The sequence below is a fragment of the Candidatus Zixiibacteriota bacterium genome (assembly GCA_040752595.1).
GTDB lineage: Bacteria > Zixibacteria > MSB-5A5 > WJJR01 > WJJR01 > JACQFV01.
This window is the reverse complement of sequence record JBFMGX010000005.1, coordinates 35,215-60,039: the sequence shown is the minus strand read 5'-3', so window position 1 is coordinate 60,039 and position 24,825 is coordinate 35,215. Positions and strand designations below refer to the sequence as shown.

Below are 24,825 nucleotides of genomic sequence, written 5' to 3'. Positions count from 1 at the left end.
GGCGTTCCCCTGTCATTCCGAACGAAGTGAGGAATCTGCTGTTTCTTGATGGCCCTCTTTTCATGATTGCCATGCCGCCGTTTCCGCCGTAATTACCGGCAGAGGTCCGTGCCATGGTGCGCATACCGGTCGATCACGCGCGCATTCGGGAATTCTGCCGGCGCAATCACATCCGCAAGCTGTCGTTCTTCGGCTCGGTCCTGCGCGACGATTTCACCCCCGACAGCGACGTCGACGTCTTGGTCGAATTCGAGCCGGGCCAGACGCCGGGGCTGGCGTTTTTCGGGATGGGAGATGAGCTCTCCGAGATTCTGGGCCGGAAGGTCGATTTCAATACCGCTGGGTTCTTGGGGAAGCGGTATCGCGATGACGTGATCCGGACGGCGGAGGCGGTATATGACGCTGCGTGATGATCCCGGCCGGATGCAGGACATGTTGGAGTATGCCCGTGAGGCCATCGAGATGTGTCGCGGGCTCAGCCGAACAGACCTCGATCGGGATCGGAAGCTGAATCTCGCGCTGGTGCGCCTTCTCACAGTGATTGGAGAGGCCGCCAGTGGCGTGAGCGCTGAGGCCCGAGCCAACAGTTCGGCAATCCAGTGGCCCCAGATGGTGGCATTCGCAACCGTTTGATCCACGCCTACGAAGAGGTGGATTTCGACATTCTTTGGGATGTAGTGACCAACGACCTACCGCCGCTGATCGCCGCGTTGGAGAGGATTCTGGAGTGAGGATGAGATGAGCTCGCGTGGCGAGCACCGCACGTCGAGGAAGTACGGGAGGCGAAAACGTCAGAAGCTCAGGGTTCCCATAAAGGGGAGGGAGGGATCATCGTGGCCAGCTTCCTTCTCGGGCTGGCAGTTGTTATCAGCACTCTGATCGTCACCAAGGCATTCGTCAAGGTCAAGGCTTTCGGGCAGACGATCACCGTCACCGGCTCGGCGTCGAAGCCGATACGATCCAACCGCGGCCTATGGGAGGGGACAGTCTCTGTCACTGCCGCCAACATCGAAGAGGCATACTCCCAGCTCAAGTCGCATCTGGCGAAGACCGAGGCCTTCCTCGGACAAGAGGGGTTTCAACAAGGGCAATACGAGATCGGCGCCGTTCAAATCGCCAAGAACATGAACCGAGAGGGGGTTCTGACGGGTTACAGCCTGCGGCAGACCCTCAAAGTCGCCCTTGATGACATTGATCGCGTGACGAGTCTCTCCCGCACGGCATCTTCGCTTGTGGAAGCCGGCATAGAATTCTATTCCGGGAGTCCGCGCTACCTGTTTACGGGCCTGGATGCGCTGAAGATCGACATGATCAGGGCAGCGACGGAGAATGCGAAGCTGCGGGCGCATCAGCTTGCGGAAATAACCGGACGCAAGGTCGGTGCGCCGGCATCTGCGCGCGTCGGCGTCTTTCAGATCCGCGCTCTCAACTCCCAGGAGGTGTCGGACATGGGGATGAGTGACGAGCGCTCGATTGATAAGGAAATTGTCTCAACCGTGACTGTGAGCTTCCTGTTTGAATGAGTCAGGTCCTGCCAACAGGTGTGCCCGCGGTCTCGGACCGTGGTCGCGCGGAACCGCCATCAGAGATGGCGGGCACGCGACGGAGCTGGATCGTTGGTGGGCAGAGCCCACCCTACGAGGACGAAGCCGTCGAGATCTGTAGGGTGGGCTCCGCCCACCATCTCGTCTGTGGATCCCTCAGGTTGCCATTTCCGCGCGCATGAACGCCCACATCCCGGCGGCGTGGGCGAAGGAGCGACGGTAGAAGGCGGGGTCGCGGAAATGCGGACGGGCGGGATCGGCATTGCGGTAGGTCCAGTTGGCGACGATCGTGTTGAATGCCTGCCAGGCATCGAGAAGGCCACGCATGATGATGCGCGACTCGGCACGGCTGAACGGTTGCAGATAGCGCTCGAGGAACGCCGCGACTTGCTCGTGTTGCAACGCTAGTTCGCCCTCCCAGGAAGTCACGAACGGCGACATAACGCCGCAGAGATCGAGCGCGGGATGGGAACATATCGCCCAGTCCCAGTCGATCAGGCGGGCACCCTCGGATGTGACGATGATATTCCCCGGCACAAGATCATTGTGCACGAGGCAATCGAAGCGTCGATCGAACGGCGGTTGCGCCTCAAGCAGCGCGAGCGATGCTGTGGCCGCACGGTGCAAGCTCTCAGCGGGATCACCGACCTGGCTCCAACCGGTCTTACAGCTCTTTCTCGGTGCTGTCGGGTGCCCACACCCGACAGCAGCGCCGGGTGTGGGCACCCGGCGCCACGCGCGTCTTTGGCCCCGCAGCCGGGTGATGGGACCCACTGTGGTATTGTCGAGGTACCATTGCAGGTGATGGCGGAGATACGTCCGAAGGTCGGTTGTTTCCCTTGCCGCGATTTTCAGATGTCGTGTGCGCCGGTGCAGAGTCGCGAGTGTCGCGGCCAGCGGGCGAAGATCGCGGTTGTAATCGAACCGACGGCCATCGAGCCATTCCCAGATTTCATAGCCGAAGACGCGATTGTCTGCTTCCCTGTATCCTTGGCATAGGAGCCGAGGGGCAGTCCGGCACGCCGCCAACCGGGCGTGTCGTTCCCAGTCGCCGAACTCCATATCCGCCGGCCCGATGCGGACAGCAAATGCCCCTTGATCCGTCGTCACGCGAAATGTCGCATGGTGCGACCCCGACCGGCAGCGTCCGGATCGTCGCATACGTCCCACCGCCGCAGCACGGCAAATTCCGGGCAGGAGATCACTCGTCACCAGTCTGATGGTAATCCCAGTCATGGGTTCCCTTATTGCTCTCAGCGAAGAAACAGCAGATCCCTCGCTTCGCTCGGGATGACAATCTGTCGGGAGGCAACTGTGCATTTCCCCGACTCGCCTGCGGCGAATCGACCTCTCCCGGAGGGAGAGGTCGGCTTTCCCCCTCTTACCTCCAGTACAAGATCACCCGGCCGGTCACTCGAACCCTCCGCGATTCCGGAAGCAGTCCTGTCAGAAAGATAGCGACGGACCACGCCCACAGCCAGAATGACAAGCTGGTTGCTCATTGGCATGTCTCAAGTCCACGCCCCGTTGTCAAAATGCCCACCGTTCGAACCGTATTCGGTTGACAGATTTCAAGATGCATTGCATCGATATATCACGGTCCCCGCGGGGATTCGTGACCCAGCAACCCCCAATCGGCACAAGCAGAACCAAGTCGGCATCGCGCCGGCCCGGGGCGCTGGCAGGTAACAAGACGAGGAGGATTTTCCCGCAATGAGTATCAGCAAACTGGCGGCATCGATCGCCGATTCCCCCACCCTGCGACTCAATGAGCAGGCGCGCCTTCTCAGGGAAAAGGGGGAACCGGTCATCCACTTGGGCGCCGGGGAACCCAAGAGCAAGGTCCCGGTGGAGGCGATCCGCAGTGCCGCCGCCCAGATCACCTCGGGGGAGGTGCGATACACCCCCACCGACGGTATCCCTGAGCTCAAGAAGGCCATTCTCCGGTACATGGAGGAAAACTACAACAAGGTCGTCCATCCCGAAAACGTCATCGTCTCCGGCGGCGCCAAGCAGGCGTTGTCGGTACTGCTTACGGTGTTGATCAACCCGCAGGATGAAGTGATCATCACCGCGCCGTACTGGGTCAGCTATCCGGAGATGGTCAAGCTCGTCTATGGCGTCCCGGTCATCGTGCGCTCGGAGGATGGTCGGTTTCAGCCGCGCCTGCAGGACATCAAGGCCGCGGTCAGCTCCTACACCAAGGCGATCATTCTCAACAGCCCCAACAACCCGTCGGGGGCGGTCTATGACGCCGACTTCATTGGCGAGATCGTCGAGTTCTGCGAGCAGAAGGGGATTTACCTCATCACCGATGACATCTATCACAAGCTGATCTTCGACGGCAAATCGTTCTGTCCGGCCTACCGGTTCGTCAAGAAGGACATCGAGGATTCCAAGGTCATCGTGATCAACGGCGTCTCGAAGCTGTATGCGATGACCGGCTTTCGCATCGGGTGGACCGTGGCGCCGAAGAAGATCGTCGAGGTCATGGTGAACGTGCAGGCGCAGACGACGTCCTGTCCGTCGACGATCTCCCAGGTCGCCTCGGTCGGCGCGCTCAGCGGCATCCAAAGCGGCGTGGAGAGTCTCCGTTACACGTTGGAGAACAACCGCAACATCATTGTGCAGGAGTTGAAGTCGATCGATGGAATTCACATCACTCCGCCCGGCGGCACGTTCTATTGCCTCCCCGACTTCCGCGCCTTCAACAAGAGCTCCGTGGACCTCTGCCATTTCCTTCTCAACAAGGTCCGCGTCGTGACCGTGCCGGGGAAGGAGTTCGGCATGGAGGGGTACTTGCGGCTCAGCTATTGCGGGACGGTGAAAGACATCACAGAGGGCGTGGCCCGGATCCGGTGGGCCATCGACCCCGATGCGCCCAACGAACTCTTCATCGGCGACAGAAAGCTCGTGAGGGACTGGCTATGAAGTTCTATCTCGATATCAAGACTCCGGCGCAGGACATCGCAGGCGAGCGGGCCTCGGACTTTCGTCTGAAGGACCAGGGATTCGCCAAGTTGAACCGCGTCTACTGGAATCTGGGAAGTTCGGCCTTGTACGAGGAGGCGATCTTCCGTCGCGAGGGACAGCTCGGGCATACGGGGTCGTTCATTGTCAACACCGGCAAGCACACGGCCCGGGCCGCCAACGACAAGTTCGTCGTCCGCGAGGCCACAACCGAAGACCATGTGTGGTGGGGGAAGTACAATCGCCCCTTCAGCGCCGAGAAGTTCAGCGCCGTGATGAACCGTCTGCAGGCGTACCTCCAGGACCGCGATGTCTTCGTGCGCGATTGCCATGTCGGGGCCGACCCCAACTACCGCTTCCCCATCCGCGTGGTGACCGAGCACGCGTGGCACAGTCTGTTCGCCCGCAACATGTTCATCCCTGTGGACTCGCTGGAGGAGCAGCGTCGCCACATTCCCGAGTTCACGATCATCTGCATTCCGTCGTTTCAGGGCGCCCCGGAGGTCGATGGCACGCTGTCGCCGACCTTCATCCTGTTGAGCTTCGAACAGAAGCTGGTCTTGATCGGCGGGACCGGGTATGGCGGGGAGATCAAGAAATCGGCGTTCACCATCCTCAACTACCTGCTCCCCCTGCAGGGAATCCTGAGCATGCATTGCTCGGCCAACGTCGGCAACAACGGCGAAAGCGCGCTCTTCTTCGGATTGTCGGGAACCGGCAAGACGACGCTGTCGGCTGATCCGCGTCGGCGGTTGATCGGCGATGACGAGCACGGCTGGAGCGACGAGGGCATCTTCAACTTTGAGAACGGTTGCTATGCCAAGGTGATCGCCCTGTCGCCGACCGCCGAGCCGGAGATCTATGCCTGCACGCGGCGGTACGGCACTATTCTCGAAAACGTCATCTTCGACCCCGTGAGTCGCGTCCCCGATCTCGATGACGATAGCCGCACCGAAAACACGCGGGCCTCCTATCCGCTGGACTACATCGACAACTCCGTTCCCGAGAAGATGGCAGGGCACCCGAAGAACATCATCATGCTCACCTGTGACGCTTCGGGGGTCATGCCGCCCATATCGCGCCTGACGCCGGACCAGGCGCTGTATCATTTCATTTCCGGCTACACCGCCAAGGTGAGCGGGACCGAGATCGAACTGGGCAAGGAGCCCGAGATCACCTTCAGCGCCTGCTTCGGCGCGCCGTTCATGGTGCATCACCCGTACTTCTACGCCGACCTGTTGAAGCGCAAGATGCTGCGCTACAAGGTCAACTGCTGGCTGGTCAACACCGGCTGGACCGGCGGGCCGTATGGCATCGGCAAGCGGATCAGCATCCGCCACACGCGCGCCCTCCTCGATGCGGCATTGGAAGGGAAGCTCGACAACGTGGAGTACTGGACCGATCCGGTCTTTGGATTCTCCGTTCCCAAAACCTGTCCGGAGGTTCCCGATTCGGTTCTCCGTCCCGAGAGCACCTGGCCCGACAAGGACGCCTACAAGATGAGGTACCGTGATCTGGCGATGCGCTTCATCGCCAATTTCAAACAGTTCACGGACGGGTGTCCCCCGGAAATCGTCGCCGCGGGACCGAAGGTGTAAAGAGCATCCGTCTTCTGTTTTGGCTGTGATGGTGGGCGGAGCCCGCCATATCATTGGATGCAGTAGTAGGGCGGGCTCCGCCCGCCTTTCTTGTGCACGGTCGTTGCTGCTTGACGAGTTCTTGTTCTTGGAGAGTTGACGATGAGCATTGTCCTTGACGGATCCGGACTGACGATCGACAAACTCGTCCGCATCGCTCGTGATGGCGAGCCGGTACAACTGCATCCCGAGGCCCTCGAACGGATCAAGGTGTGTCGCGGGATGCTGGAGGAGAAGATCCGGGCGCGCGAGATCATGTATGGCGTCAACACCGGGATCGGCGAGTTCTCCGAAGTTGTACTGACCGATGAGCAGGTGCAGCAATTCCAGCGGTACCTGATCTACAATCACGCCGCCGGGATCGGCGAACCGGCGCCGATCGAGCATGTACGCGGCGCCATCGCCGGACGGGTCAACGTCCACGCCCATGGGAAGTCCGGTTGTCGGCCTGAGATCACACTGACGTTGGTGGAGATGCTGAACAAGGGCGTCACGCCGGTGGTCTGCCAGAAGGGGTCGGTCGGCGCCAGCGGCGACTTGGCGCCGATGTCGCAGATTGCCCTGCTCATGATGGGTGAGGGAGAGGCGTTCTATCAGGGTCAGCGCCTCCCCGGCAAAGAGGCGATGGACCGCGCGGGAATCCCCATCCCGCAGTTACAGGCGCGCGATGGTCTGGCGGTGATCAATGGCTCCAATCTTCTCACCGCCATGAGCGCCCTGCATCTCTATGACATGAACCGATGGCTGATGCAGGCGGAGATCGCCTGCGCCATGAGTCTGGAAGCGCTCTTGGCAAACCTGAAACCCTACAATGTCCTCCTGCATGAAGTGCGGGGCTTCCCCGGCGCCGTGCGTAGCGCCAAGGCGATCATGACGTGCATCGACGGTAGCGATCTGTTGACCGGGAAGGTGAAGACGAAGGTGCAGGATGCCTATTCGATGCGTTCCTCACCGCAGGTGATCGGCGCGGCGCATGATGCGATCGCCTTCGCCAAGCGTCAGGTCGAGATCGAACTGAACGGGATCGGCGACAATCCGATCTTCTTCCCGGAGCACAAGCTGACGCTGACCGGCGCCAACTTCCAGGGCTCGCCGGTATCGCTGCCGATGGACATGGCCGGGGCGGCGATCACCATGATCAGCGTGTTGTCGGAACGTCGCCTCAACCGTCTGACCAATCCCGCCCTGAGCGCCGGTTTACCACCATTCCTCACCAAGGGCGCAGGCATGTTCTCCGGCATGATGCTCAGCCAGTACACCGCCGATGCGTTGATCGTCGAGCAACGCATGCTCTCCGCCCCGGCCAGCATCGGTTCGATCCCGGCCGCCGCCGATCAGGAGGATTTTGTCTCCATGGGGATGAACACGGCGATCAAGAACGGCCAGATTCTGGACAACGCCTACGGCGTGCTGGGAATCGAGTTCATGGCCGCCGCGCAGGGATTGGACTTCCGCGATTTCACTCCCGGCAAGGGTGTCGCGGCGGCCAAAGCGGTCATCCGCCGTCATGTGGCGCACCTCGATGAAGACCGTCCGATGTATCCCGACCACAACACCATGAAGGATCTGGTCCAGTCCGGAGAGATTCTGGAAGCGGTCGAAGGCGTGGTCGGTGCACTCGACTGAACTGTCATGACCCGTTGCCCCACCGCTTGCGGTGGGAAATCTCACCTGCGCCGGGTTCCCAATACGAAAGCAAAGGCCCCGTTTGATAGGTGGGGCCTCTCTGTTTCCAGTCACCACACGAACCTACCAACCCAAGGTCCCTCGTATTTCTTCCATGGCACTGTAAAGCCGTCGACAGGGACGGAGAAGAAAGCCGCAATCGGAAGGTGGGAGACAGGGAACACACAGACCCTGCCTGTGGTCTTAGGATTGCGGGCCGATCCGGCGGTGACTTCCGGAGGCGGCGTGCACGAAGGAGCCAGACGATGTTCTCGAAACTCAACCGTGCTACCGGGTGGTCTGCCATTCTGATCGCCGCCGTCTTGGTCGTTGTTGCCGGCACACTCTGGTCGAAGCCGGAGCCAAAGGAGAATCCAGTGACGCTCAACAAGCTGACCCCCGAGGAAGAACGTGTCATCATCCACAAGGGGACCGAGGCGCCGTTCTCGGGGAAATACGACAAGTTCAATGAGAAAGGGACCTATGTCTGCAAGCAGTGTGGGGCGCCGCTCTACCGCTCGTCGGACAAGTTCGACTCAGGCTGCGGTTGGCCCAGCTTCGATGATGAAATACCCGGGGCCGTCACACGTACTGTGGACGCCGACGGCATGCGGACGGAAATCACCTGCGCGCGCTGCGGCGCTCATCTGGGACATGTCTTTGAAGGTGAAGGGTTCACGGCGAAGGATACCCGTCACTGCGTCAATTCAATCTCATTGAACTTCGTTCCCGACAGTCAGGCGGTGAAGACTGACACCGCCTACTTCGCCGGGGGATGCTTCTGGGGCACGGAGACGCTCCTGCAGAAGGCGACAGGAGTGATCTCGACTCGCGTCGGCTACATGGGCGGTCACACGAAGAATCCCACCTATGCCGATGTCTGCGATCATGGCACCGGTCACGCGGAAACGGTTGAGGTCGTGTTCGATCCGGCGCACACGTCGTTCGAGACGCTGGCGCGCCTCTTCTTCGAGATCCATGATCCGACACAGCAGGACCGCCAGGGGCCGGACGTCGGCGACCAATATCGGTCGGCGGTTTTCTACACGAACCCTGCGCAAAAGGAAACGACCGAGACATTGATCGGTCTGTTGCAAAACAAGGGGTATGACGTGGTGACCGAAGTGTCACCGGCAACACTGTTTTGGGTCGCCGAGGATTACCACCAGGACTACTACCAACGGAACGGCAAGCAGCCGTACTGCCACTTCTACCAGAAGCGGTTCTGACCGGCCGTTTCTACCTGATGCCGAATCGACTCTTGGTAGGGCAGACGTTGTTGGGCTTGTTGAAGAACCTCCCAATTCCGCACATGTGCGGTCGGGTGCCCACACCCGACCGTTGATGCACAGCCACTTGCGGCGGGTGTGGGCACCCGGCGCCACGGAAACGGTGGTTTCTTCAACACGCCCGTTGTTGTCTGCCCTATTGAGGATTGCCAAATGAATGAAACAGGAGCCCGTCAGGAGCACAGGGCTCCTGACCTACGGACGTTGTTCCATTGGCAATGCAAGGATCATGATTGCATGCAGTCAGTTCGCCATGGCGGATCCGACACCGTCGCTTGCATTGGCCTTTTCTTGTGGCGCCGTGCATATTCCCGGCTGGGGTGCCGGCGTCGGAGTCGGCTGGCGTGTCGGTTGCCCCCCTCCTGCGGATGACACAAACTCCCCGGACACCGAAACTGTCGCGGCCCCGGCATCGTGCAAGCCATAAGCCGGGGAGGGCCCGCTCTGAACAGGATTCGGCATGAGCAGTGGGAGATTCGCCGTGTTTCTGGTCATCGTCCTTTCGGTTTGGACGTTGCTGCATCTGTATCTCATCTGGCGGATCGGCACGATCCCGGTCGTTGTCCGTCATCTCCCGCGCTGGACCCTGATCGCCATCATCGTGTTGCTGTGGCTGAGCTATCCCTTGGCGCGCTACCTGAGCCATGCCGGGGTCGATTCGGTGGCCAGAACCCTGGAACACATCGGCGCCGACTGGATTGGCGTCATCTTTCTCCTGTTTGTTGTTCTGCTGGTGACAGATGTCATCACAGGTTTCGGCCTCTGGCTGAGCCGCGCGGCGCCCACGATGCGTGGGTGGGGACTCCTGGCCGGGTGTCTGTTGGCCGTCATTGGGTTCGTGCAGGGACTGCGCCCTCCGGTCGTCCGGGACTACGAAGTCACCATGCCCGGTTTGCCGGCTGAGCGCAACGGAACCGTTCTCGTGGCCGTCTCGGATCTGCATCTCGGCTCATTACTCGGTGAGAAATGGCTGGCGGCGCGCATCGCGACCATTGAATCACTGACGCCCGATCTGGTGGTCTTTGCCGGCGATATCCTCGAAGGCGATGTCCGCGTGGATCGGGAATTCGGGCCGATGGTGCCGATCCTGCGTCGCCTCACTCCGCCGCTCGGAGTGTGGGCGGTCACGGGGAATCATGAGTACTACAGCGGCGTGGAGCCGTGCGTGCACCTCTTGGAGAGCGCGGGAATGCAGGTGCTGCGCGACCGTTGGGCGGAGGCATGTCCCGGGCTGGTCGTTGCCGGTGTCGATGATCTGACGGCGCGTCGCCAATTTGCGCGCGACGGTGACCCGGTGGGACGCGCGCTGGCCGGCCGCCCGACTGACGCTGCCACCATCTTTATTTCGCACACGCCCTGGCTGGCGGACTCGGCAGCGCATGATGGCGTGGGTTTGATGCTCTCCGGTCACACCCACGACGGACAGATATGGCCGTTCGGGTACTTCGTCCAGCTCACTTATCCGCTGATGGGTGGGCGATACGAGATCGGGACTATGCCGGTCATCGTCTGTCGCGGCACCGGCACTTGGGGGCCGCGACTCCGTTTGTGGCGACCGAGCGAGATTGTCCGCGTGGTATTGCGGGCGCCGACGGACGTGGGCTCCTGAGAGCATCTGACGCAATGAGAAGTTCAACGTGCGATGTGGCTTCGGCATTTGCAATGCATTGGTGACACCCTTCACCCTGCCCTCTCCCCAGAGGGGAGAGGGGATGATTGCGCGACCGGGCACATGGGTAACACTTTAGACCGGGCACATGGGTAACAGGTTTGATGGTGGTGACGTGCAAGTGCATCTGTCATGGACTGGAGATCGGGGACATGCGGAGGTTGTGATGGACATCCCCAACGTCTACGATGATTCTCGGCGCGCCGAAACCTACGCCAAACTGGAATTCCCCGGTACCTACTACCTCGCGTATCGGGACATCCCGGACATCATCGCCGCCCACGTGACCGGTCGCCGCGCGCTGGATTTCGGCTGCGGCACGGGACGCTCCACACGGTTCCTGAAACGTCTCGGCTTTGCGACAATCGGGATCGACATCTCCGCCGAAATGGTCCGTCAGGCCATGGCGCAGGATCCTGACGGGGACTATCGTCTGACGGACGCCGACGGCAACCTCTGGCCGGAAGAGTCCTCATGCGATCTCGTCCTGAGTGCTTTCACCTTTGACAATGTGCCGACCGTCGAGCAGAAGATCGGACTCTTGACACGACTCCGTCGGCTCCTGACCGGTGCCGGACGGATTGTCAATCTCGTCTCTTCGCCGGAGATCTACACGCATGAGTGGGCGTCGTTTTCAACCGTCGATTTCCCCGAGAACCAACAGGCCAAAAGCGGCGACCGGGTGCGCATCATCATCACGGATACTGAGGACCCGAGGCCGGTGGAGGATGTCGTCTTCTCGCCTGAGGATTACCAGAGAGTGTACACCGCCTCCGGGTTGCAGATCGAGGCGACATACAAGCCCTTGGCGCACCCGGAAGAGCCATATCGCTGGGTCAATGAGACGAAGATCGCCCCGTGGACGATCTATGTCCTGAAGTCGGCGTGAATTCCATGCCGGACCGGAGCGCCGTGCGGTCGCCGTTGGCACAGGGGTCATCACTGTCGGTTCTGGTCACCGATGCCAGCTACAAGCACGCGGTCGGGATTATCCGTGCGCTGGGACGAGCCGGCCATCGCGTCTGTGCGGTATCATCGGTGCGGCTGGCCCCCGGGTTTCGTTCTCGATTCACGTCACAGTGGGCTGTCGTACCCGAGCCGGCGAAGGACGCGCGCGGGTTCATCGATGCCATCCAGCACAACGCCGCTGAGTGGCAGATCGATCTCCTGGTACCCGTCGGATTCGCGTCATGCAGCGCCGTCGTGCACCATCCCGATGCGTTTGCGGCTGGTGGTCCCTTCGTGGTCGTGCCGGAGGCCGCCTTGTTCGACGCGGTCGCCGACAAGGCATCTCTACTGGAGAAGGCCGCGGGATTCGGCATCAATGTCCCGGAGTCCGTGACACTGGAGGAAGTGACGAAGGCCCACAAGCTTCTGGCCCGGCACCGGCGTGTGGTGCTGAAACGGCGCTCAGAAGCCTTCGGTGGGAGGACGCAGTACATCGAATCCCCCGCTCGACTGGACAGAGCCATTCAGGAGTTCCAGTCACAATTGTCGAGTGACCATCTGCGGCAGATGATCATTCAGGAATATGTACCCGGCTTTGGCTGCGGGTACATGGCGCTGGCCTGGCATGGCCGCATCGTCCGGGAGTTTGCCCACCGGCGGCGACGCGAATGGCCGCCGCGCGGCGGCGCGTCAACGGCCGCCGAGTCGGTCGCCGACACAGAGTTGATCCGTCAGGGACGCCTTCTCTTGGAATCTCTCGGTTGGCACGGGCCGGCGATGGTTGAGTTCCGCCGGAATCGCGACGGCGACCATCTGATGGAGCTCAATCCCAAGTTCTGGGGATCGCTGGAGCTGGCGCTCGCCGCCGGGGCCGATTACCCCGGCGATCTCTGCCGCCTGGCATGCGGCGAGGACCTCACGTCCCGACCGCTGCCGCCGTACCGTGCCGGGCTTCGTTTCTGGTGGCCTTGGCGTGGTGATTTGCGCCGTCTTTGCTTGCGACCGGGCGATGTCTGGTCGGTGCTGAGTGACTTGGTCTCGCCAAGGGCCCAGTCGAACTGGGATTGGCGTGATCCGTTGCCCAACTTCATGGAAATTGGCGGCGAGATCTTGTACCCTGTGCGTCGCCACCACTGATGATCGATAGTCCGAAGGCCACTGTTGTGATTCACCGCCTGCTTTTCCACGTACATACGCGACGGTCGCACGACTCCACGATCAGGCCGGAGCAGATCGTCGCTTTTGCCAGGCAGCACCGGATTGGCTGTGTGATCGTGACTGATCACGATTCCCACCTGGGTTCGCAGGACTGCGCGCGTCTGGCCGGATCGGACGGACCTTGTTGCCCGCTGGCGGCCGAGTACCGCACGACTCAGGGGGAGATCATTGCCGCCTTTCTGGAAGAGCCGATGCGAACGCGCGACCCGAAGGGACTCATTGAGAAGACGCACGAGCAGGGCGGGATCGTGATCCTGCCGCACCCATTTCGTAGCCAATCCTTTCCCGACGCCATCCTGACCGCCTGTGACGTCATCGAGATCTTCAACTCCCGCGTGCCCGATGGCGACAATGCGCGCGCGCTGGCATTGGCGGGGGAACTCGGCAAACCGTTCCTGGCCGGTGCCGATGCGCATCTGCCGCGCGAGTTGGGGTTGGCCGTCAACGAGTATGAAACTACCCACGATCAGATCTGGATTGATCTGATTCGTCAATGCCGACCGGTCTGTCGGACCGAGAAGTCGACCATCCGCGCCATGCGGGAGTCGCAGATGATCAAGGCCTGCCGGCGTCTCAATCCGGTCCTCTTGGCCAAGAGCGTTATTCGCTGGACCCAGGCCGCGCCGGATCAGAAGCTGTAGACTCGTCCATGTCTCCCGATTCATCCGTTTCCCCAACCGCGTCGCTGCAGTGGGTCTTTGCGCCGTCCCCGGCTGACAATGCGGTCGGCTTCACCGCGCGTCTGCTCAGCACACTTCTATCCCGGACGGCCGTGATCGTCAATCCGGAGCGGGCATTGCCCGACCGACATCTGCCGACGATCTGGTACCTCGAAGAGAGACCTCCCGACAGGCCGGCCGTTCTGTGGATTCACCCGGATCGGGAGTTCTGGAATCGGGTTGCCACCGGTGCCGATATCACACCGCGTTCGACAGCCGAATGGGGACAGACGCTGTATCCCGTCTGGGGTCGCATAGGGGGACGGGAAGAAGGTTGTTGTCCTGTCGATCCGATCGCCGCCTCCTTCTTCCACGTCTCCCGGATTGAGGAGTGGCGCAGCCAGAGCATGGATCGCCACCGGCGCTACCCCGCTGAAGAGGCCTGGATGGTCCGCACGGCGTTGATTGAGCGTCCACTGGTCCATGACTACGCGGCCGGGGTCGGCCGTGCGCTTCATCTCACACATCCGATCGCGAGAGAAGCAGTGCCGTGGCCCGGGGGCCGACGCTTTGCCGTCGCGTTCACGCATGATATCGATCGGATGGCGATGCATGGTCCTCTCTGGCAGGACATCGGTCGGGCGGTGAAGGGGCTGCGAAGTCCCGGCGGCATCGGCGCGGCCATCCGCAGATTCCGCAGCCGACGACGCGTCCGCAGGGGCGCGCGCGACCCCTTTGACACGTTTGCGCGATTGATCGATCTCCATCACCAGCACGGCTTCCGGGCGACGTTCTTCATCATCAACGCGTCCCCGTCGCGGCGCAACGCGGACTATGCGATCTCCCGACCTGATGTGGTGCAGCTGCTCAAGTTGTTACGCGGCCGCGGCTTTGAGATCGGCTTGCACGCCTCCTACGAGTGTCTCGAACACCCGGAGAGGCTTGCCTCCGAGCTCAGCGGCTTGATCTCCCTGTCCGATGGACCGGTAGAGACGGTACGGCAGCACTACCTGCGCTTGCAGGCGGCGCGGACATGGAAGGTCCAGTGCGAAGCGGGACTGCAGGCGGACACGACGCTTGGTTTCGCCTCCCGTTTCGGCTTCCGTGCCGGACTGGCTGTCCCGTTTCAGCCGTGGGATTTCGCGTCCAATCGCCCCTTCGACATCTGGGAAGTTCCCCTGATAATGATGGATGGCACCGCCCGCGAGTACATGAGACTCTCACCTCAGGAAGCCGGGGAGAGATCGCGGCACATCATCGGCTGCATCGCCGAGGTCGGCGGCGGCGCCTCGCTCCTCTGGCACAATTCGTCTCTGGACGATGTCGACTGGCCGGGTTGGGATGAGGTCTATGAGGGTTGGTTGGACGAGACCTCTTCCCGCAACGGCTGGGGAGCGACACTCTCCGCGATCGTCGCCGTTTGGAAAGAGCGTGTCGGACGCCTTGGCAACGGCCCATCCACCTGTTAGTTCCTATTCGCAGCTCTTAGGCCATCTTGTCCGGTCGATGCAGCGCGATCACGGTCAGATCGTCGGCAAATTCGGAACAACCGGAAAACGCAGAGACCTCGCCGATCAGGTGGTCGAGGAAGGGCCCGGGCGCATCGGTGCGATGTCGCCGCACGAACGCCATCAGGCGGGATTCGTCGAAGAGATCATCGTCGGGACCCGGTGCCTCCGTCACGCCGTCCGTGTAGAGCACCAGCCAGTCGCCCGGAGCCAGCGCTGTTTGTCCCTCGGTATAGGTGAAATCCTCGTGCACGCCGATAACCGTGACGGTGGCGTCCAGCAAGGTGACATCGCCGTCGGCACGCAGCAGGATGGGTGGACAGTGGCCGGCGTTTGTGTAGCGGACGGGCACGATTCCTTCGACCGGCGGCCCGACACTGACGCACGCCAGCGAGACGAACTTGGTCACCGGTATGTTGTGGCAGAGCCAGCGGTTGAGACGAGTCACGAGGGCCGCCGGGGGCTCAATTTCCTCGGCAAGGATGCGCAGGGCCCCCTGCAGGTTCGACATCACCAGCCCGGCCGGAAGGCCTTTGCCCATGATGTCGCCGATAACAATGCGCGTCCAACCCGACGACGTCGATGGCAGGAAATCGTAGTAGTCGCCGCCGACGACCCTGGCGGCGAGCGAACGGACGGCGACTTCCAAGCCGGGGATGCCGGCGATCTGTTGTGGGAGCAACGCGCGGTGAATCTGGCCGGCCAGACTCAACTCCTGTTCCAGCTCGGATCGTTCGGCGGCGCTGATGCAATCGAGGCAGACCTGCCGGATCGGCTGGATTTCCAGTCGTTGGGTCTCGACGTCTCCATGACAGACGTTGCATTCACCAAAACCCCCGTTTTCCACCCGGGAGAGGGCAGCGCGAATCTCGATGATCAGTTCCCGGACGCGTTGCGCCTCATTGCGCCTGGCCGCCTCGAAGTGCGCCAGCCACTCCTCCAGATTCTCTTCCCGTTGCACCAGGACATCACGAAAATGCTCGAGCTCGGCGACGGTCATCGCATCCTCCGGGGTATACCCACCATCAAAGTACGGTGGATACGTAGGAGAGTTCCACATTGACTTTCCCGTCGGCGGCGCTTACCACGGGCGGGTGTTGCGTGGTGCCAACATGAGATGCCCCGGCTTCCTACGTGCCGTCGTGCTCCTTTCGATCTCCTTGGGGATCGCCCGGTGCAGCGGCCGACCGGTGGCACTGACCTCTCGCTTGTCGGCGTCCCAGGCGCGCGCCGATCTGGAACAGTTGCGGGACCTGCTGTACGGCGGCCATCCCATGACATTCACCGATCGTGCCGGACTCACGGCGGAATTCGACCGGCAGCGGGCGGCGCTGACCGACAGTCTCACCGTCCTCGACTTCTACCGGGTCACGTCCTGCATCGTGGCTATGGTACGATGCGGGCACACGGAGTTGTCGCTTCCCGATGAGATGCGTGATGATCTCTACAGAAGCGGCCACTTCCTCCCGCTGGATGTCCGTGTGATACGAGATACCCTCTTTGTCTACCGCTCGTACGCGTCGAACACCAACGTGGCGGCCGGTTGCGTGATCGTGTCGATCAACAGCGTCCCTGCCGAGGCGATCCTCAACAGATTGAGAGGATCTGTACCGGCCGACGGGGCCATGCCGGGCAAGAGGGACTTTCTGTTGAATGGCCGCTTCAGCGACTACTATCTCCGATTCGTCGAGGACACACCGTCGTTCGAAATCGAGTATGCCATTCCTCCGGGCGATCCTGAGACCCACACCGCGATGATCCGCGCCGACACCTGGAAGAACATCCGGACGGCAGCGAAGTCGGATACATGCCGGTGGGAGGAGGAAGCTGTCGTCGCTTCCGTGGCCGACGACGGAACGTACGCCGTCCTCAGGATTCCGTTCTTCGACTATGGCGACGAGCGGGAGCGATTCCGACGCATCGTGGACAGTTTCTTCGCCACGCTGTCCGAGAGACGAGTGGGATCGCTCATCTTGGACCTGCGCGGGAACCAGGGGGGCGACGCCTACAGCGCCGCTTATCTGCTCGGCTATCTGCTGCGCGAGTCGTTCCGCTATTTCTCCCCGTCCTCGACGTTTCTTCTTGGGGACTTGAAGGAGCCGCAACCGATTCATGAGCATCGCTTCGCCGGAAACCTCTACGTTCTGACCGACGGCGGCTGCTGCTCGACGACCGGACACCTCTGCGCCCTATTGCGATACCACGGCGTCGGGACGTTTATCGGTGCCGAGACCGGTGGATCGTACCTGTGCCACGGGGGATTCCGCGAACACGATCTTAGGCACAGCCGTCTGCATCTGCTTCTGCCTCAAGCGACGTTCATTGCCGCAGTCGAAGGACTGCCGCGGGATCGCGGGATCCCACCGCATCATGTTGTTGCGCCCTCGCTCTCGGATCTGCTGAACTGCAACCACCGCGTCTTGGACTCGGCGGTCCATCTGGCACGGGCGGCGGTCGGCAGCGGGCGAGCCCAGGGACCTCAAAAGCGTCGCGACAGTGACGATAGGGGAACTATGGAACCAGCAAGGGAGGGTCGAGAGCCATGAAACGGATTGTCCTGTATCTCGGAGCCATGTCGGCAGCGCTGATCCTGTCGGCCGGTTGTGCGCGGACCATATATGTCCGCGATGAACCACCGCCACTGCAGGTGGAGGTCCGGCCGGCCGCTCCGGGGCCGAATGCGGTCTGGATCGACGGGCATTGGAAGTGGGCGCACGGACGGTACAACTGGGTGCCGGGGCATTGGGAACGTCATGCCAAAGGGACCTGGGTCCCCGGGCACTGGGACAAACGTCCCCGGGGGCATGTCTGGGTTCCCGGCCACTGGCGGCGGTGAACCAACGGCCTGTAGGTCATGCGGTTGCGTCGCATCGCGTCTTGAAACAAGTATCTCAACAGCGCGGCGGCACTGTTGCATCGCTGTCACTTCCAGTCCACATTAACACATTGAGCTACAGAAGGATGCCCAAATGACAGGTGGCCTTCCCGTGACTGGCGTGAGGTCAAGCTTGACAAGCGAGGTCCCGAATCGGTAGTCTATCAACAGCGTACTGGCTGCCTGCAGAAGTTGAGTTCTTTGGGACCGACTCGGAGAACGCACTCCCCTTCCTACTGATTCTGGCAGGGACCGCTACCGTTGGGGCGAGCATGATCCATGACATTGCCACGGCCAGCAGATCTGTCGAGCGGTACAATGGACGGCAGGGATCCACAGGCCTTTCCCTTTCTCTGTTTCATTTCCCGCAGACTCGGGCATCGGGACTGTCGGTGAGTCTGAGATTCTGACAGACCGGACGCCATCCGCTTGCCAGTCGCAAGCATCCACTGAACAATCGCTTCTGGTGATTCGGAAGAACATGCCATGCCCGCCTTGCACCGACTCAGGACATTCCTTGGTCTGCGCCGCAGCATGGTCGGGATGCTCGGTATGGCCGTACTCGTCGGTTTGGGCGAGCACATGGCCGAGCGCTTCCTGCCCATCTATCTGATGGCGCTGGGAGGCGGCGCCTATGCGATCGGTCTTCTGAATGGCCTCGACAACCTGCTGGGGGCGCTCTACGCTTTCCCCGGCGGTTATCTGGCTGACCGTCTCGGGACGAAGCGGGCACTTCTGGTTTTCAACATCCTGGCGATGACGGGATACGTCGTCGTGATCCTGGTCCCTGCTTGGCCGGCCGTGATTGTCGGGGCTTTCTTCTTTCTCTCGTGGAGCGCGATCTCGCTTCCCGCAGTCATGAAGCTGGTGACCCAGGTTCTCCCCGCGACCAAACGCACCATGGGCGTCTCGATGCACTCGCTGGTGCGCCGCATCCCCATGGCGCTGGGACCGGTGATGGGTGGCGCCTTCATCGGCATCTGGGGCGAGATCTCCGGGGTACGCCTCGCGTTTGCCTCCGCTCTGATCATGGCACTGGTGGCACTAGTGATGCAGCAGCGGTTGATCGAAGAGGATCATCACCGTGGTACGGTCGAGACTCCTCCGGCGGCCGAAAAGAACCCGCTGCGGCTGTGGCGCGCCATGCCCCCCGTGCTCAAGCGACTGCTGGTGGCGGACATCCTCGTGCGTTTCTGTGAGCAGATTCCCTATGCGTTTGTGGTGGTCTGGTGCATGAAGGTGATTGCCGCGCCGGTCACCGCCTTACAGTTCGGTATCCTGACGGCCATCGAAATGGCGACCGCCGTGCTGGTCTACATTCCCGTCGCGCATCTGGCCGACCGGAGCGGGAAGAAGCCGTTTGTCGTCATGACATTCGGTTTCTTCACGCTCTTCCCGCTGGCTCTGTGGTTCAGTCGCTCGCTCGTGCCCCTGGTCTTTGCCTTCGTGCTGCGGGGATTGAAGGAATTCGGCGAGCCGACCCGCAAGGCGTTGATCCTCGATCTGGCGCCGGAGGATCGCAAGGCGGGGATGTTCGGCCTGTACTATCTGATCCGTGACACGGTTGTTTCCGTGGCTGCGTTCGGCGGTGCCGCCCTCTGGCAGATCGGTCCGGAGGCCAATTTCCTCGTCGCCTTCGTCTTTGGTCTTCTGGGGACGCTCTGGTTTGCCGCTCAGGGGAGGGACCTGACGGGCTCCGGGGCGCAGTCCACTGCGACAACAACATGAACTATTCGCGGCGGTGGAGCGTAGGTATTCCTGCGGAGGTGGTTCTTCCATGATTCTGCCCGTCCCCAATCGAGCGCGCTGGTCGGACTACTCGGGGCCTCTGCAGGCCCTGATCGACGAGTATGCACGTGCCATGGCCGAGTGGGCGGATGTGCTCAACGGCGTCACCCCGCAGCAGTACATTGCGACGATGTCTTTGTCGGATGCGAACTCCCCCAACCTGCAAGCGATCGGCAGGCACGTCGCCGGTGCCGCACACAGCTACGTGGATCACATCGAGGACGCACTGGGTGGAGTCGACCGGGGACGACGGAAGCACGAGTGCGACTGTGACACTCCGGCGTCGACCATCCGCTCGGCTTGGGAGGGATTCGACCGCATGGTGGTTCTCCTGAGTCGCGTGCGCCGTTTCACCGACGACGACATGGAGAAGGTCCAATTCGTCGCGCGGTGGGGCGAACATTACAACATGTCCCAAATGCTCGAGCACGCCATTGTGCACATCCTACGGCATCGGCGGCAGATCGAGCGATGGATCAGGGTCGTGTCAGGGGCGCACGGTTCCTGAGTCACGCTCCTGTCGAGTACTCCGCGGGAAGGGCCACCGCGACAGGAAACGGCGATTGCGGGCGACTAGGCGATAGCAGAATTCGGTCAGCGGCAGAATCGGGCGCCATGACAGGAATCGCCCGAGCCGGGGAAAACCGATCTGTCCCAGAATGCAGGCCACCGCGGCGCCGCCGCCGATGGTGGTTCCGTCGGGCATCATGACATGCACCGCCCGCCGACAGCGCCGGTACAGCTCCGGCGTCAACGGCGGCGATCCATCGCATCCCGCGTGCTGATACGGCACCGCGCGGAGAGAACTGCTCCGGTCGCGCGTCTCCACCCATTCAACCCAACGGCGGCAGAAGGCGCATTCTCCGTCCCACAAAATCCAGATCGATGGTCGGGATGGTATCGGCATCATGCGCGGATCGCCGGGGCGTGCATGTCGGCTCACCCACAGGGAACACCGTGGCGTGTGACGTGGTTCCGCTTGAACAAGGTCCTGAGGAATGTCGGCCAGTCATGAAGGAGCAATGACATGAAGAAGTCCCTGTGGGCGCTGGCCCTACCGATCGGAACCGCAGTTGTCATGCTGTGGACGGTCACGGCCCCCGCCGCCGACGTCATGATGGACACGGCGGCCTTTGCCAGCGCGGTCCCTGTCGAGGGAGAGATTCCCGGTCTGCTGAAGTGGGCCAATTCCCAGCCATCCGATTCGGCGCAGCTCACGATTGTCTCACCCCGGAACGGAGCCAGATTCGCAACGGGAGAGTCGCTCTATGTCAATGTCACCGTCTCCGGGATGGCGCTGGGGGAGCAGACACAGCATGCGGCCGGATGTGGATTGGCGAACTCCGCAGAGGGACAACACGTCCACGTGATCGTCAACAATGAACCGTATCAGGCGAATTACGCCGACGGTAAGCCCTTCCCGATCGGCATGCTCCCTCCCGGCGTGCATACGTTGCGCGTCTTTCCGTCTCGCAGTTGGCATGAGAGCGTGAAGTCCCCGGGGGCGTTTCAGTGGCTGACATTCTATGTCGGTGATACGGCCGGCCCCGGTCCGATCAAGACGGGTCAGCCGCTTCTGACCTACAGCCGTCCCAAGGGCGTGTACGAGGGAGAGGCGGCCAAGACGATCATGGTCGACTTCTATCTCACCAACGTGGAGTTGGCCCCGAAGGGTTACCGAGTCCGACTCACCGTCGACGGCAAGTCATCACTCCTCGACTGGTGGGTCCCCTACCTCGTGACCGGTCTGTCGCCCGGAAAGCACCGCTTCAAACTCGAGCTCCTCGACACGTCGGGCAATATCGTTCCCGGGGCATACAATGTCACCGAGCGGACGATCACACTCAAGTGACCGCCCCCTTCGCGGTTGTGCGACAGCTCAGCCGTTAACATTCTATTGCACAACGAATTGGCCGACGTCCGGTGATGGGCGGAGAAGGCCGGGAGAGGGCAATGCCGGGTGGCTCAGTGTCGCTGGCCGGTCCAGCTCGAAGGTTGCGCTTTGTTGAGAACCTCGTATAATCAAACGCGTGGTCGCGAGTGGGCTATGTTGGATGCGCTCGGACCCGCTCGTGTGATGCCCGACGCAGAGCAAACCCGAGCGCTCTGCGAGGAGAGGGGATGAGTACCAAGGGTCGGACGATCTGGGCTGTCGTCGTCGTTCTCATTGTCTTCTTGGGGGGAATTTCCCTGGGGTTGCAGTGGCGCGGCGCGACTGGTGGTTCGGAGCTTACGGCCGTCACCGATACACTGCACGACTCACTGTCGGGTCCTCCGGAGATCGCCGTTCCTCCCGCCATGCGCTGGGCGGGGGAGCGGTCGTTGGGATTCGCCGATGTCGCCGCCCGAATCACCCCCGCCGTCGTCAACGTCTCTTCCGAACGGGTCGTCGTCACGCGCGACCGCGTGGCGGCGTGGGATCCGTTCTTCGATTTCTTCGGTCCACGATACTATTCCATCCCCCGGCAACGGCACGAGACGTCCCTTGGCTCCGGCGTGATCGTATCGGATTCCGGCATTGTATTGACCAACAACCACGTGATCGAAGGGGCGCAGGAAATCGACGTCATTCTCGCCGACAGTCGTCGTCTCTCGGCGCAGCTTCTGGGAACCGATCCGGCCACCGACGTCGCCGTTCTCCGCGTGAATGCCGCCGGTCTGCCTGCCGTGCCGCTGGGGAACTCCGATTCGGCCCGCATCGGCGACGTCGTCCTTGCCTTCGGTAATCCCTTCGGCATCGGTCAGACGGTGACGATGGGGATCGTGTCGGCGACAGGGCGGTCCGAACTGGGGTTGGTCGACTACGAGAACTTCATCCAGACAGATGCCGCGATCAATCCCGGGAACTCCGGGGGCGCGCTGGTGGACGTCTCCGGTCGGCTCATCGGCATCAACACGGCGATCTTCTCCCGATCCGGCGGGTATCAGGGGATCGGCTTTGCCGTTCCCATCAACATCGCCCGCTACGTCATGGAGAGCATTCTGGAGAAGGGGAAGATCACGCGCGGGTCGATCGGGGCGTCGTATCAGGACATCGACGCTGCGATGGCTGAGGCATTCCGACTGGCGGACAACCGGGGTGCCTTGGTCAATACCGTCACGTCCGGTGGTTCGGCCGACCACGCCGGGTTGCGTCGGGGAGATGTCATCGTGGCGTTCGCGGGTCGACCGGTCGCGGATGCGGTCGACTTGCGTCGCTCGATTGCCCTCTCGCCGGTGGGCGGGAGCGTCGAGATCGGATATCTGCGCGGCGGCGATCGTCGTACCGCGCAGGTCCGAATCGCGGAAGAAGAGACCAAGTACACGTACCTGGGGGCTGCCGAGCAATCGGGAAAGAGCCCCATCGAGGGGATCGTCGTCGAGACTCTCGACCGCCACACCGCCGAGCGTATGGGACTGAAGGCGGAGACTCAGGGAGTAATTATCAAGGAGATCCTCTCCAACACGCCGGCAGCGCGGTCGGGGTTAAGGGAGGGTGACGCCGTTCTCGAGATCAACCGCGAGCCGGTCGACGGCGTGGAGGCCTTCAAGACGCTGATGGCCAAGTACGCGGACAAGCCCATTGTCTTGTTGTTGTCCCGTGCCGGTGCACTGTACTACCTTTCGTTGTCTCCGTGAGCGAGATTGTCTTGCGTGTCATTCCCGGGGAGGAGATTGTTGGCGAGAAACTCCATGTTCGATCTTCGCGTGACCGGTCGCCAGCGGGTGTCGGCAGCCATCGCCACGCTGGCATTCGTGGTTCTGACCGTCGGTTGTCAGGATTCCTCGCGCACGGCTGAGAAACCCGCCACGCCCCAAGCTTCGACCGCTCAACCGGCTGCCACCCCCAGCCGCGAGGCGATCACATCCCCATGGGTGGCCGCCCGCCGTTCCTGGCCCGACACGATGCACTGGGTCCTTAATGCCGAAGATGAGATCGAGAAGGATGGTCTGCTCTTCCGCCTCAGGAGTTCGGCGATCCAGAGTTTCGTCGGGGGACCCAGGGCCAAGAACCACCCGGTTCTCTGCTGGTTTGAGATGACCATTCGACCGATCGCCGAGTGGCCCCTGGCCAAGGGACTGGCGCTCGATTCCGTCGTCTACTTTGATCCGGTACGTCACGCCCGACTGCCGACGCTGCGCATGCTGTCCAGCGAGCGCCTCTACAGAGAGGGAACGGTGCGGACACGCTTCACGAACGACATGGCCAAACCGTGCTCACCCGAACTGACGGACGGGCAGATGCTCGAACCCACCGCCTATTTCACCTGGGACTCGCGGACAATCACCGTCACTGCTCGGCCGGCACCGATCAAGTTCGTCCACGAACTGCCCCAGACTCCCGCTTTTGAGGATTCGCTCCAGCAGAAGTGGGGACCGCAGTGAGCATCGGGACCGCCCCGGATTCTCCGGTGCAGGATATCCGCGTGTCGGTGGCGGCGGCCACCGGTGACGGCGCTGTCCACGTCATCCGCGTCGATGGGACGATCGACACGTTGACGTCCGACGAACTCGACACCGTACTGGGGACGCTGGTTCGTCAGGGGCAGTATCGGTTGGTCGTTGATCTGGCGGGAGTGCGCTATGTTTCCTCGGCGGGGTGGGGGGTCTTTGTCTCGCGTTTACGCCAGGCGCGCGAGAGCGGCGGCGACATCAAGCTGGCGCGCATGACGCCGGCCGTGCGCGACGTGTATGACCTGCTCGAGTTTGAGGGCATCCTCCATCACTCGGACCAATTGGATGCCGCCGTGGCGCAGTTTGGCGGCAACGGCCATGGCGGCGGTGTGCCCAGAACAGCGGCCTCTGCCGGTGGATTGTCGGTCGCACAGCCCGTGTCCATGAACGCCATGCTCGCATCGCTGGAGACGTCCGTGCTGCAGTTGATCGGGGAGGACCCGTTCTACACGGTTGGTGAGCTGCGGACGCACTTGACCGGGGCCGGTCACAGCCGCGCCCGCCGCTGGGCGATCATCTGCGTGCTCTGGCGCCATCGACTCCTGGGGCGTCGGCGACGGCTGGAGTATTATCGTCGCCGCAGAACAGAGGGCAGCGCCACGGGGTAGATTCTGCGTCCCT

At 62.0% G+C, this 24,825-nt stretch carries 22 protein-coding genes and 1 pseudogene; 20 read left to right on the top strand and 3 right to left on the bottom strand.

Going from position 1 to position 24,825, the window contains the following annotated elements:
• Window positions 1–113: 113 nt before the first annotated feature.
• The 3 genes and pseudogenes from AB1792_02615 (at window position 114) to AB1792_02605 (ending at window position 1,523) form a co-directional block, all read left to right on the top strand.
• Window positions 114–410 (top strand): nucleotidyltransferase family protein, encoded by a 297-nt coding sequence (locus AB1792_02615; GenBank protein ID MEW5701110.1) that lies wholly within the window; start codon window positions 114–116, stop codon window positions 408–410.
• Window positions 397–731, top strand: a pseudogene (locus AB1792_02610) (HepT-like ribonuclease domain-containing protein). The gene AB1792_02615 and the pseudogene AB1792_02610 overlap by 14 nt, the downstream one beginning before the upstream one ends.
• A gap of 102 nt (window positions 732–833) precedes the next feature.
• Complete coding sequence (locus AB1792_02605; protein ID MEW5701109.1) at window positions 834–1,523, top strand: SIMPL domain-containing protein; 690 nt, start codon at window positions 834–836, stop codon at window positions 1,521–1,523.
• 177 nt (window positions 1,524–1,700) lie between these two features.
• On the opposite strand, the gene AB1792_02600 is transcribed toward AB1792_02605, so the two are convergent.
• Entirely contained in the window at window positions 1,701–2,705 is a 1,005-nt protein-coding gene (locus AB1792_02600; GenBank protein ID MEW5701108.1) for a phosphotransferase, read from the bottom strand.
• A gap of 552 nt (window positions 2,706–3,257) precedes the next feature.
• Between AB1792_02600 and AB1792_02595 the strand changes: the two genes are divergently transcribed.
• From AB1792_02595 to AB1792_02555, 9 genes are all read left to right on the top strand, one after another.
• Entirely contained in the window at window positions 3,258–4,475 is a 1,218-nt protein-coding gene (locus tag AB1792_02595; protein MEW5701107.1) for a pyridoxal phosphate-dependent aminotransferase, read from the top strand.
• Window positions 4,472–6,112 carry a phosphoenolpyruvate carboxykinase (ATP) gene (gene pckA / locus AB1792_02590; protein MEW5701106.1) on the top strand — a complete coding sequence of 547 codons (1,641 nt, stop codon included), beginning with the start codon at window positions 4,472–4,474 and terminating at the stop codon, window positions 6,110–6,112. The genes AB1792_02595 and pckA overlap by 4 nt, the downstream gene beginning before the upstream one ends.
• Before the next feature lie 141 nt (window positions 6,113–6,253).
• Window positions 6,254–7,777 carry an aromatic amino acid ammonia-lyase gene (locus AB1792_02585; GenBank protein MEW5701105.1) on the top strand — a complete coding sequence of 508 codons (1,524 nt, stop codon included), beginning with the start codon at window positions 6,254–6,256 and terminating at the stop codon, window positions 7,775–7,777.
• A gap of 305 nt (window positions 7,778–8,082) precedes the next feature.
• Window positions 8,083–9,045 carry a bifunctional methionine sulfoxide reductase B/A protein gene (locus AB1792_02580; protein ID MEW5701104.1) on the top strand — a complete coding sequence of 321 codons (963 nt, stop codon included), beginning with the start codon at window positions 8,083–8,085 and terminating at the stop codon, window positions 9,043–9,045.
• A gap of 520 nt (window positions 9,046–9,565) precedes the next feature.
• Entirely contained in the window at window positions 9,566–10,714 is a 1,149-nt protein-coding gene (locus tag AB1792_02575; GenBank protein MEW5701103.1) for a metallophosphoesterase, read from the top strand.
• Between the two features lie 226 nt (window positions 10,715–10,940).
• Complete coding sequence (locus AB1792_02570) at window positions 10,941–11,663, top strand: class I SAM-dependent methyltransferase (protein MEW5701102.1); 723 nt, start codon at window positions 10,941–10,943, stop codon at window positions 11,661–11,663.
• Between the two features lie 5 nt (window positions 11,664–11,668).
• Window positions 11,669–12,859 carry an ATP-grasp domain-containing protein gene (locus tag AB1792_02565; GenBank protein MEW5701101.1) on the top strand — a complete coding sequence of 397 codons (1,191 nt, stop codon included), beginning with the start codon at window positions 11,669–11,671 and terminating at the stop codon, window positions 12,857–12,859.
• Entirely contained in the window at window positions 12,859–13,581 is a 723-nt protein-coding gene (locus AB1792_02560) for a PHP-associated domain-containing protein (protein ID MEW5701100.1), read from the top strand. Before AB1792_02565 ends, AB1792_02560 begins: the two co-directional genes overlap by 1 nt.
• An 8-nt stretch (window positions 13,582–13,589) precedes the next feature.
• Window positions 13,590–15,068: a polysaccharide deacetylase family protein gene (locus tag AB1792_02555; GenBank protein ID MEW5701099.1), complete on the top strand. Its 1,479-nt coding sequence runs from the start codon at window positions 13,590–13,592 to the stop codon at window positions 15,066–15,068.
• Window positions 15,069–15,084: 16 nt separating this feature from the next.
• On the opposite strand, the gene AB1792_02550 is transcribed toward AB1792_02555, so the two are convergent.
• Window positions 15,085–16,107, bottom strand: coding sequence for a PP2C family protein-serine/threonine phosphatase (locus AB1792_02550; protein ID MEW5701098.1), 1,023 nt, complete (start codon window positions 16,105–16,107; stop codon window positions 15,085–15,087).
• A 112-nt stretch (window positions 16,108–16,219) separates the two neighbouring features.
• Between AB1792_02550 and AB1792_02545 the strand changes: the two genes are divergently transcribed.
• The 4 genes from AB1792_02545 to AB1792_02530 all read left to right on the top strand — a co-directional run bounded on the left by AB1792_02545 (window position 16,220) and on the right by AB1792_02530 (window position 20,278).
• Window positions 16,220–17,653 (top strand): S41 family peptidase, encoded by a 1,434-nt coding sequence (locus AB1792_02545; GenBank protein MEW5701097.1) that lies wholly within the window; start codon window positions 16,220–16,222, stop codon window positions 17,651–17,653.
• Window positions 17,650–17,943 carry a YXWGXW repeat-containing protein gene (locus AB1792_02540; GenBank protein MEW5701096.1) on the top strand — a complete coding sequence of 98 codons (294 nt, stop codon included), beginning with the start codon at window positions 17,650–17,652 and terminating at the stop codon, window positions 17,941–17,943. Before AB1792_02545 ends, AB1792_02540 begins: the two co-directional genes overlap by 4 nt.
• A gap of 525 nt (window positions 17,944–18,468) precedes the next feature.
• On the top strand, window positions 18,469–19,710 hold the full coding sequence (locus AB1792_02535) for an MFS transporter (protein MEW5701095.1): 1,242 nt from the start codon (window positions 18,469–18,471) through the stop codon (window positions 19,708–19,710).
• Window positions 19,711–19,759: 49 nt separating this feature from the next.
• Window positions 19,760–20,278, top strand: a complete 519-nt coding sequence (locus AB1792_02530; protein MEW5701094.1) for a hypothetical protein — start codon at window positions 19,760–19,762, stop codon at window positions 20,276–20,278.
• Here AB1792_02530 and AB1792_02525 read toward each other — a convergent pair.
• Window positions 20,258–20,680, bottom strand: a complete 423-nt coding sequence (locus AB1792_02525) for a DUF393 domain-containing protein (GenBank protein MEW5701093.1) — start codon at window positions 20,678–20,680, stop codon at window positions 20,258–20,260. The genes AB1792_02530 and AB1792_02525 overlap by 21 nt on opposite strands.
• A 117-nt stretch (window positions 20,681–20,797) precedes the next feature.
• On the opposite strand from AB1792_02525, the gene AB1792_02520 reads away from it, so the two are divergent.
• The 4 genes from AB1792_02520 (at window position 20,798) to AB1792_02505 (ending at window position 24,812) form a co-directional block, all read left to right on the top strand.
• Complete coding sequence (locus AB1792_02520; protein ID MEW5701092.1) at window positions 20,798–21,622, top strand: hypothetical protein; 825 nt, start codon at window positions 20,798–20,800, stop codon at window positions 21,620–21,622.
• 269 nt (window positions 21,623–21,891) lie between these two features.
• The gene (locus AB1792_02515; protein ID MEW5701091.1) at window positions 21,892–23,388 is read left to right on the top strand and encodes a Do family serine endopeptidase; all 1,497 of its coding nucleotides are present in this window, start codon (window positions 21,892–21,894) and stop codon (window positions 23,386–23,388) included.
• Between the two features lie 54 nt (window positions 23,389–23,442).
• On the top strand, window positions 23,443–24,135 hold the full coding sequence (locus AB1792_02510) for a hypothetical protein (protein MEW5701090.1): 693 nt from the start codon (window positions 23,443–23,445) through the stop codon (window positions 24,133–24,135).
• On the top strand, window positions 24,132–24,812 hold the full coding sequence (locus AB1792_02505; protein ID MEW5701089.1) for an STAS domain-containing protein: 681 nt from the start codon (window positions 24,132–24,134) through the stop codon (window positions 24,810–24,812). Before AB1792_02510 ends, AB1792_02505 begins: the two co-directional genes overlap by 4 nt.
• Window positions 24,813–24,825 lie beyond the last annotated feature (13 nt).

What these genes read in the sequence shown, in the direction of transcription:
- AB1792_02615 (MEW5701110.1), top strand. Translation starts at nt 114, where the DNA reads ATGGTGCGCATACCGGTCGATCACGCGCGCATTCGGGAATTCTGCCGG.
- AB1792_02600 (MEW5701108.1), bottom strand. Translation starts at nt 2,705, where the DNA reads ATGCGACGATCCGGACGCTGCCGGTCGGGGTCGCACCATGCGACATTT.
- AB1792_02595 (MEW5701107.1), top strand. Translation starts at nt 3,258, where the DNA reads ATGAGTATCAGCAAACTGGCGGCATCGATCGCCGATTCCCCCACCCTG.
- pckA (MEW5701106.1), top strand. Translation starts at nt 4,472, where the DNA reads ATGAAGTTCTATCTCGATATCAAGACTCCGGCGCAGGACATCGCAGGC.
- AB1792_02585 (MEW5701105.1), top strand. Translation starts at nt 6,254, where the DNA reads ATGAGCATTGTCCTTGACGGATCCGGACTGACGATCGACAAACTCGTC.
- AB1792_02580 (MEW5701104.1), top strand. Translation starts at nt 8,083, where the DNA reads ATGTTCTCGAAACTCAACCGTGCTACCGGGTGGTCTGCCATTCTGATC.
- AB1792_02575 (MEW5701103.1), top strand. Translation starts at nt 9,566, where the DNA reads ATGAGCAGTGGGAGATTCGCCGTGTTTCTGGTCATCGTCCTTTCGGTT.
- AB1792_02570 (MEW5701102.1), top strand. Translation starts at nt 10,941, where the DNA reads ATGGACATCCCCAACGTCTACGATGATTCTCGGCGCGCCGAAACCTAC.
- AB1792_02565 (MEW5701101.1), top strand. Translation starts at nt 11,669, where the DNA reads ATGCCGGACCGGAGCGCCGTGCGGTCGCCGTTGGCACAGGGGTCATCA.
- AB1792_02560 (MEW5701100.1), top strand. Translation starts at nt 12,859, where the DNA reads ATGATCGATAGTCCGAAGGCCACTGTTGTGATTCACCGCCTGCTTTTC.
- AB1792_02555 (MEW5701099.1), top strand. Translation starts at nt 13,590, where the DNA reads ATGTCTCCCGATTCATCCGTTTCCCCAACCGCGTCGCTGCAGTGGGTC.
- AB1792_02550 (MEW5701098.1), bottom strand. Translation starts at nt 16,107, where the DNA reads ATGACCGTCGCCGAGCTCGAGCATTTTCGTGATGTCCTGGTGCAACGG.
- AB1792_02545 (MEW5701097.1), top strand. Translation starts at nt 16,220, where the DNA reads ATGAGATGCCCCGGCTTCCTACGTGCCGTCGTGCTCCTTTCGATCTCC.
- AB1792_02540 (MEW5701096.1), top strand. Translation starts at nt 17,650, where the DNA reads ATGAAACGGATTGTCCTGTATCTCGGAGCCATGTCGGCAGCGCTGATC.
- AB1792_02535 (MEW5701095.1), top strand. Translation starts at nt 18,469, where the DNA reads ATGCCCGCCTTGCACCGACTCAGGACATTCCTTGGTCTGCGCCGCAGC.
- AB1792_02530 (MEW5701094.1), top strand. Translation starts at nt 19,760, where the DNA reads ATGATTCTGCCCGTCCCCAATCGAGCGCGCTGGTCGGACTACTCGGGG.
- AB1792_02525 (MEW5701093.1), bottom strand. Translation starts at nt 20,680, where the DNA reads ATGATGCCGATACCATCCCGACCATCGATCTGGATTTTGTGGGACGGA.
- AB1792_02520 (MEW5701092.1), top strand. Translation starts at nt 20,798, where the DNA reads ATGAAGAAGTCCCTGTGGGCGCTGGCCCTACCGATCGGAACCGCAGTT.
- AB1792_02515 (MEW5701091.1), top strand. Translation starts at nt 21,892, where the DNA reads ATGAGTACCAAGGGTCGGACGATCTGGGCTGTCGTCGTCGTTCTCATT.
- AB1792_02510 (MEW5701090.1), top strand. Translation starts at nt 23,443, where the DNA reads ATGTTCGATCTTCGCGTGACCGGTCGCCAGCGGGTGTCGGCAGCCATC.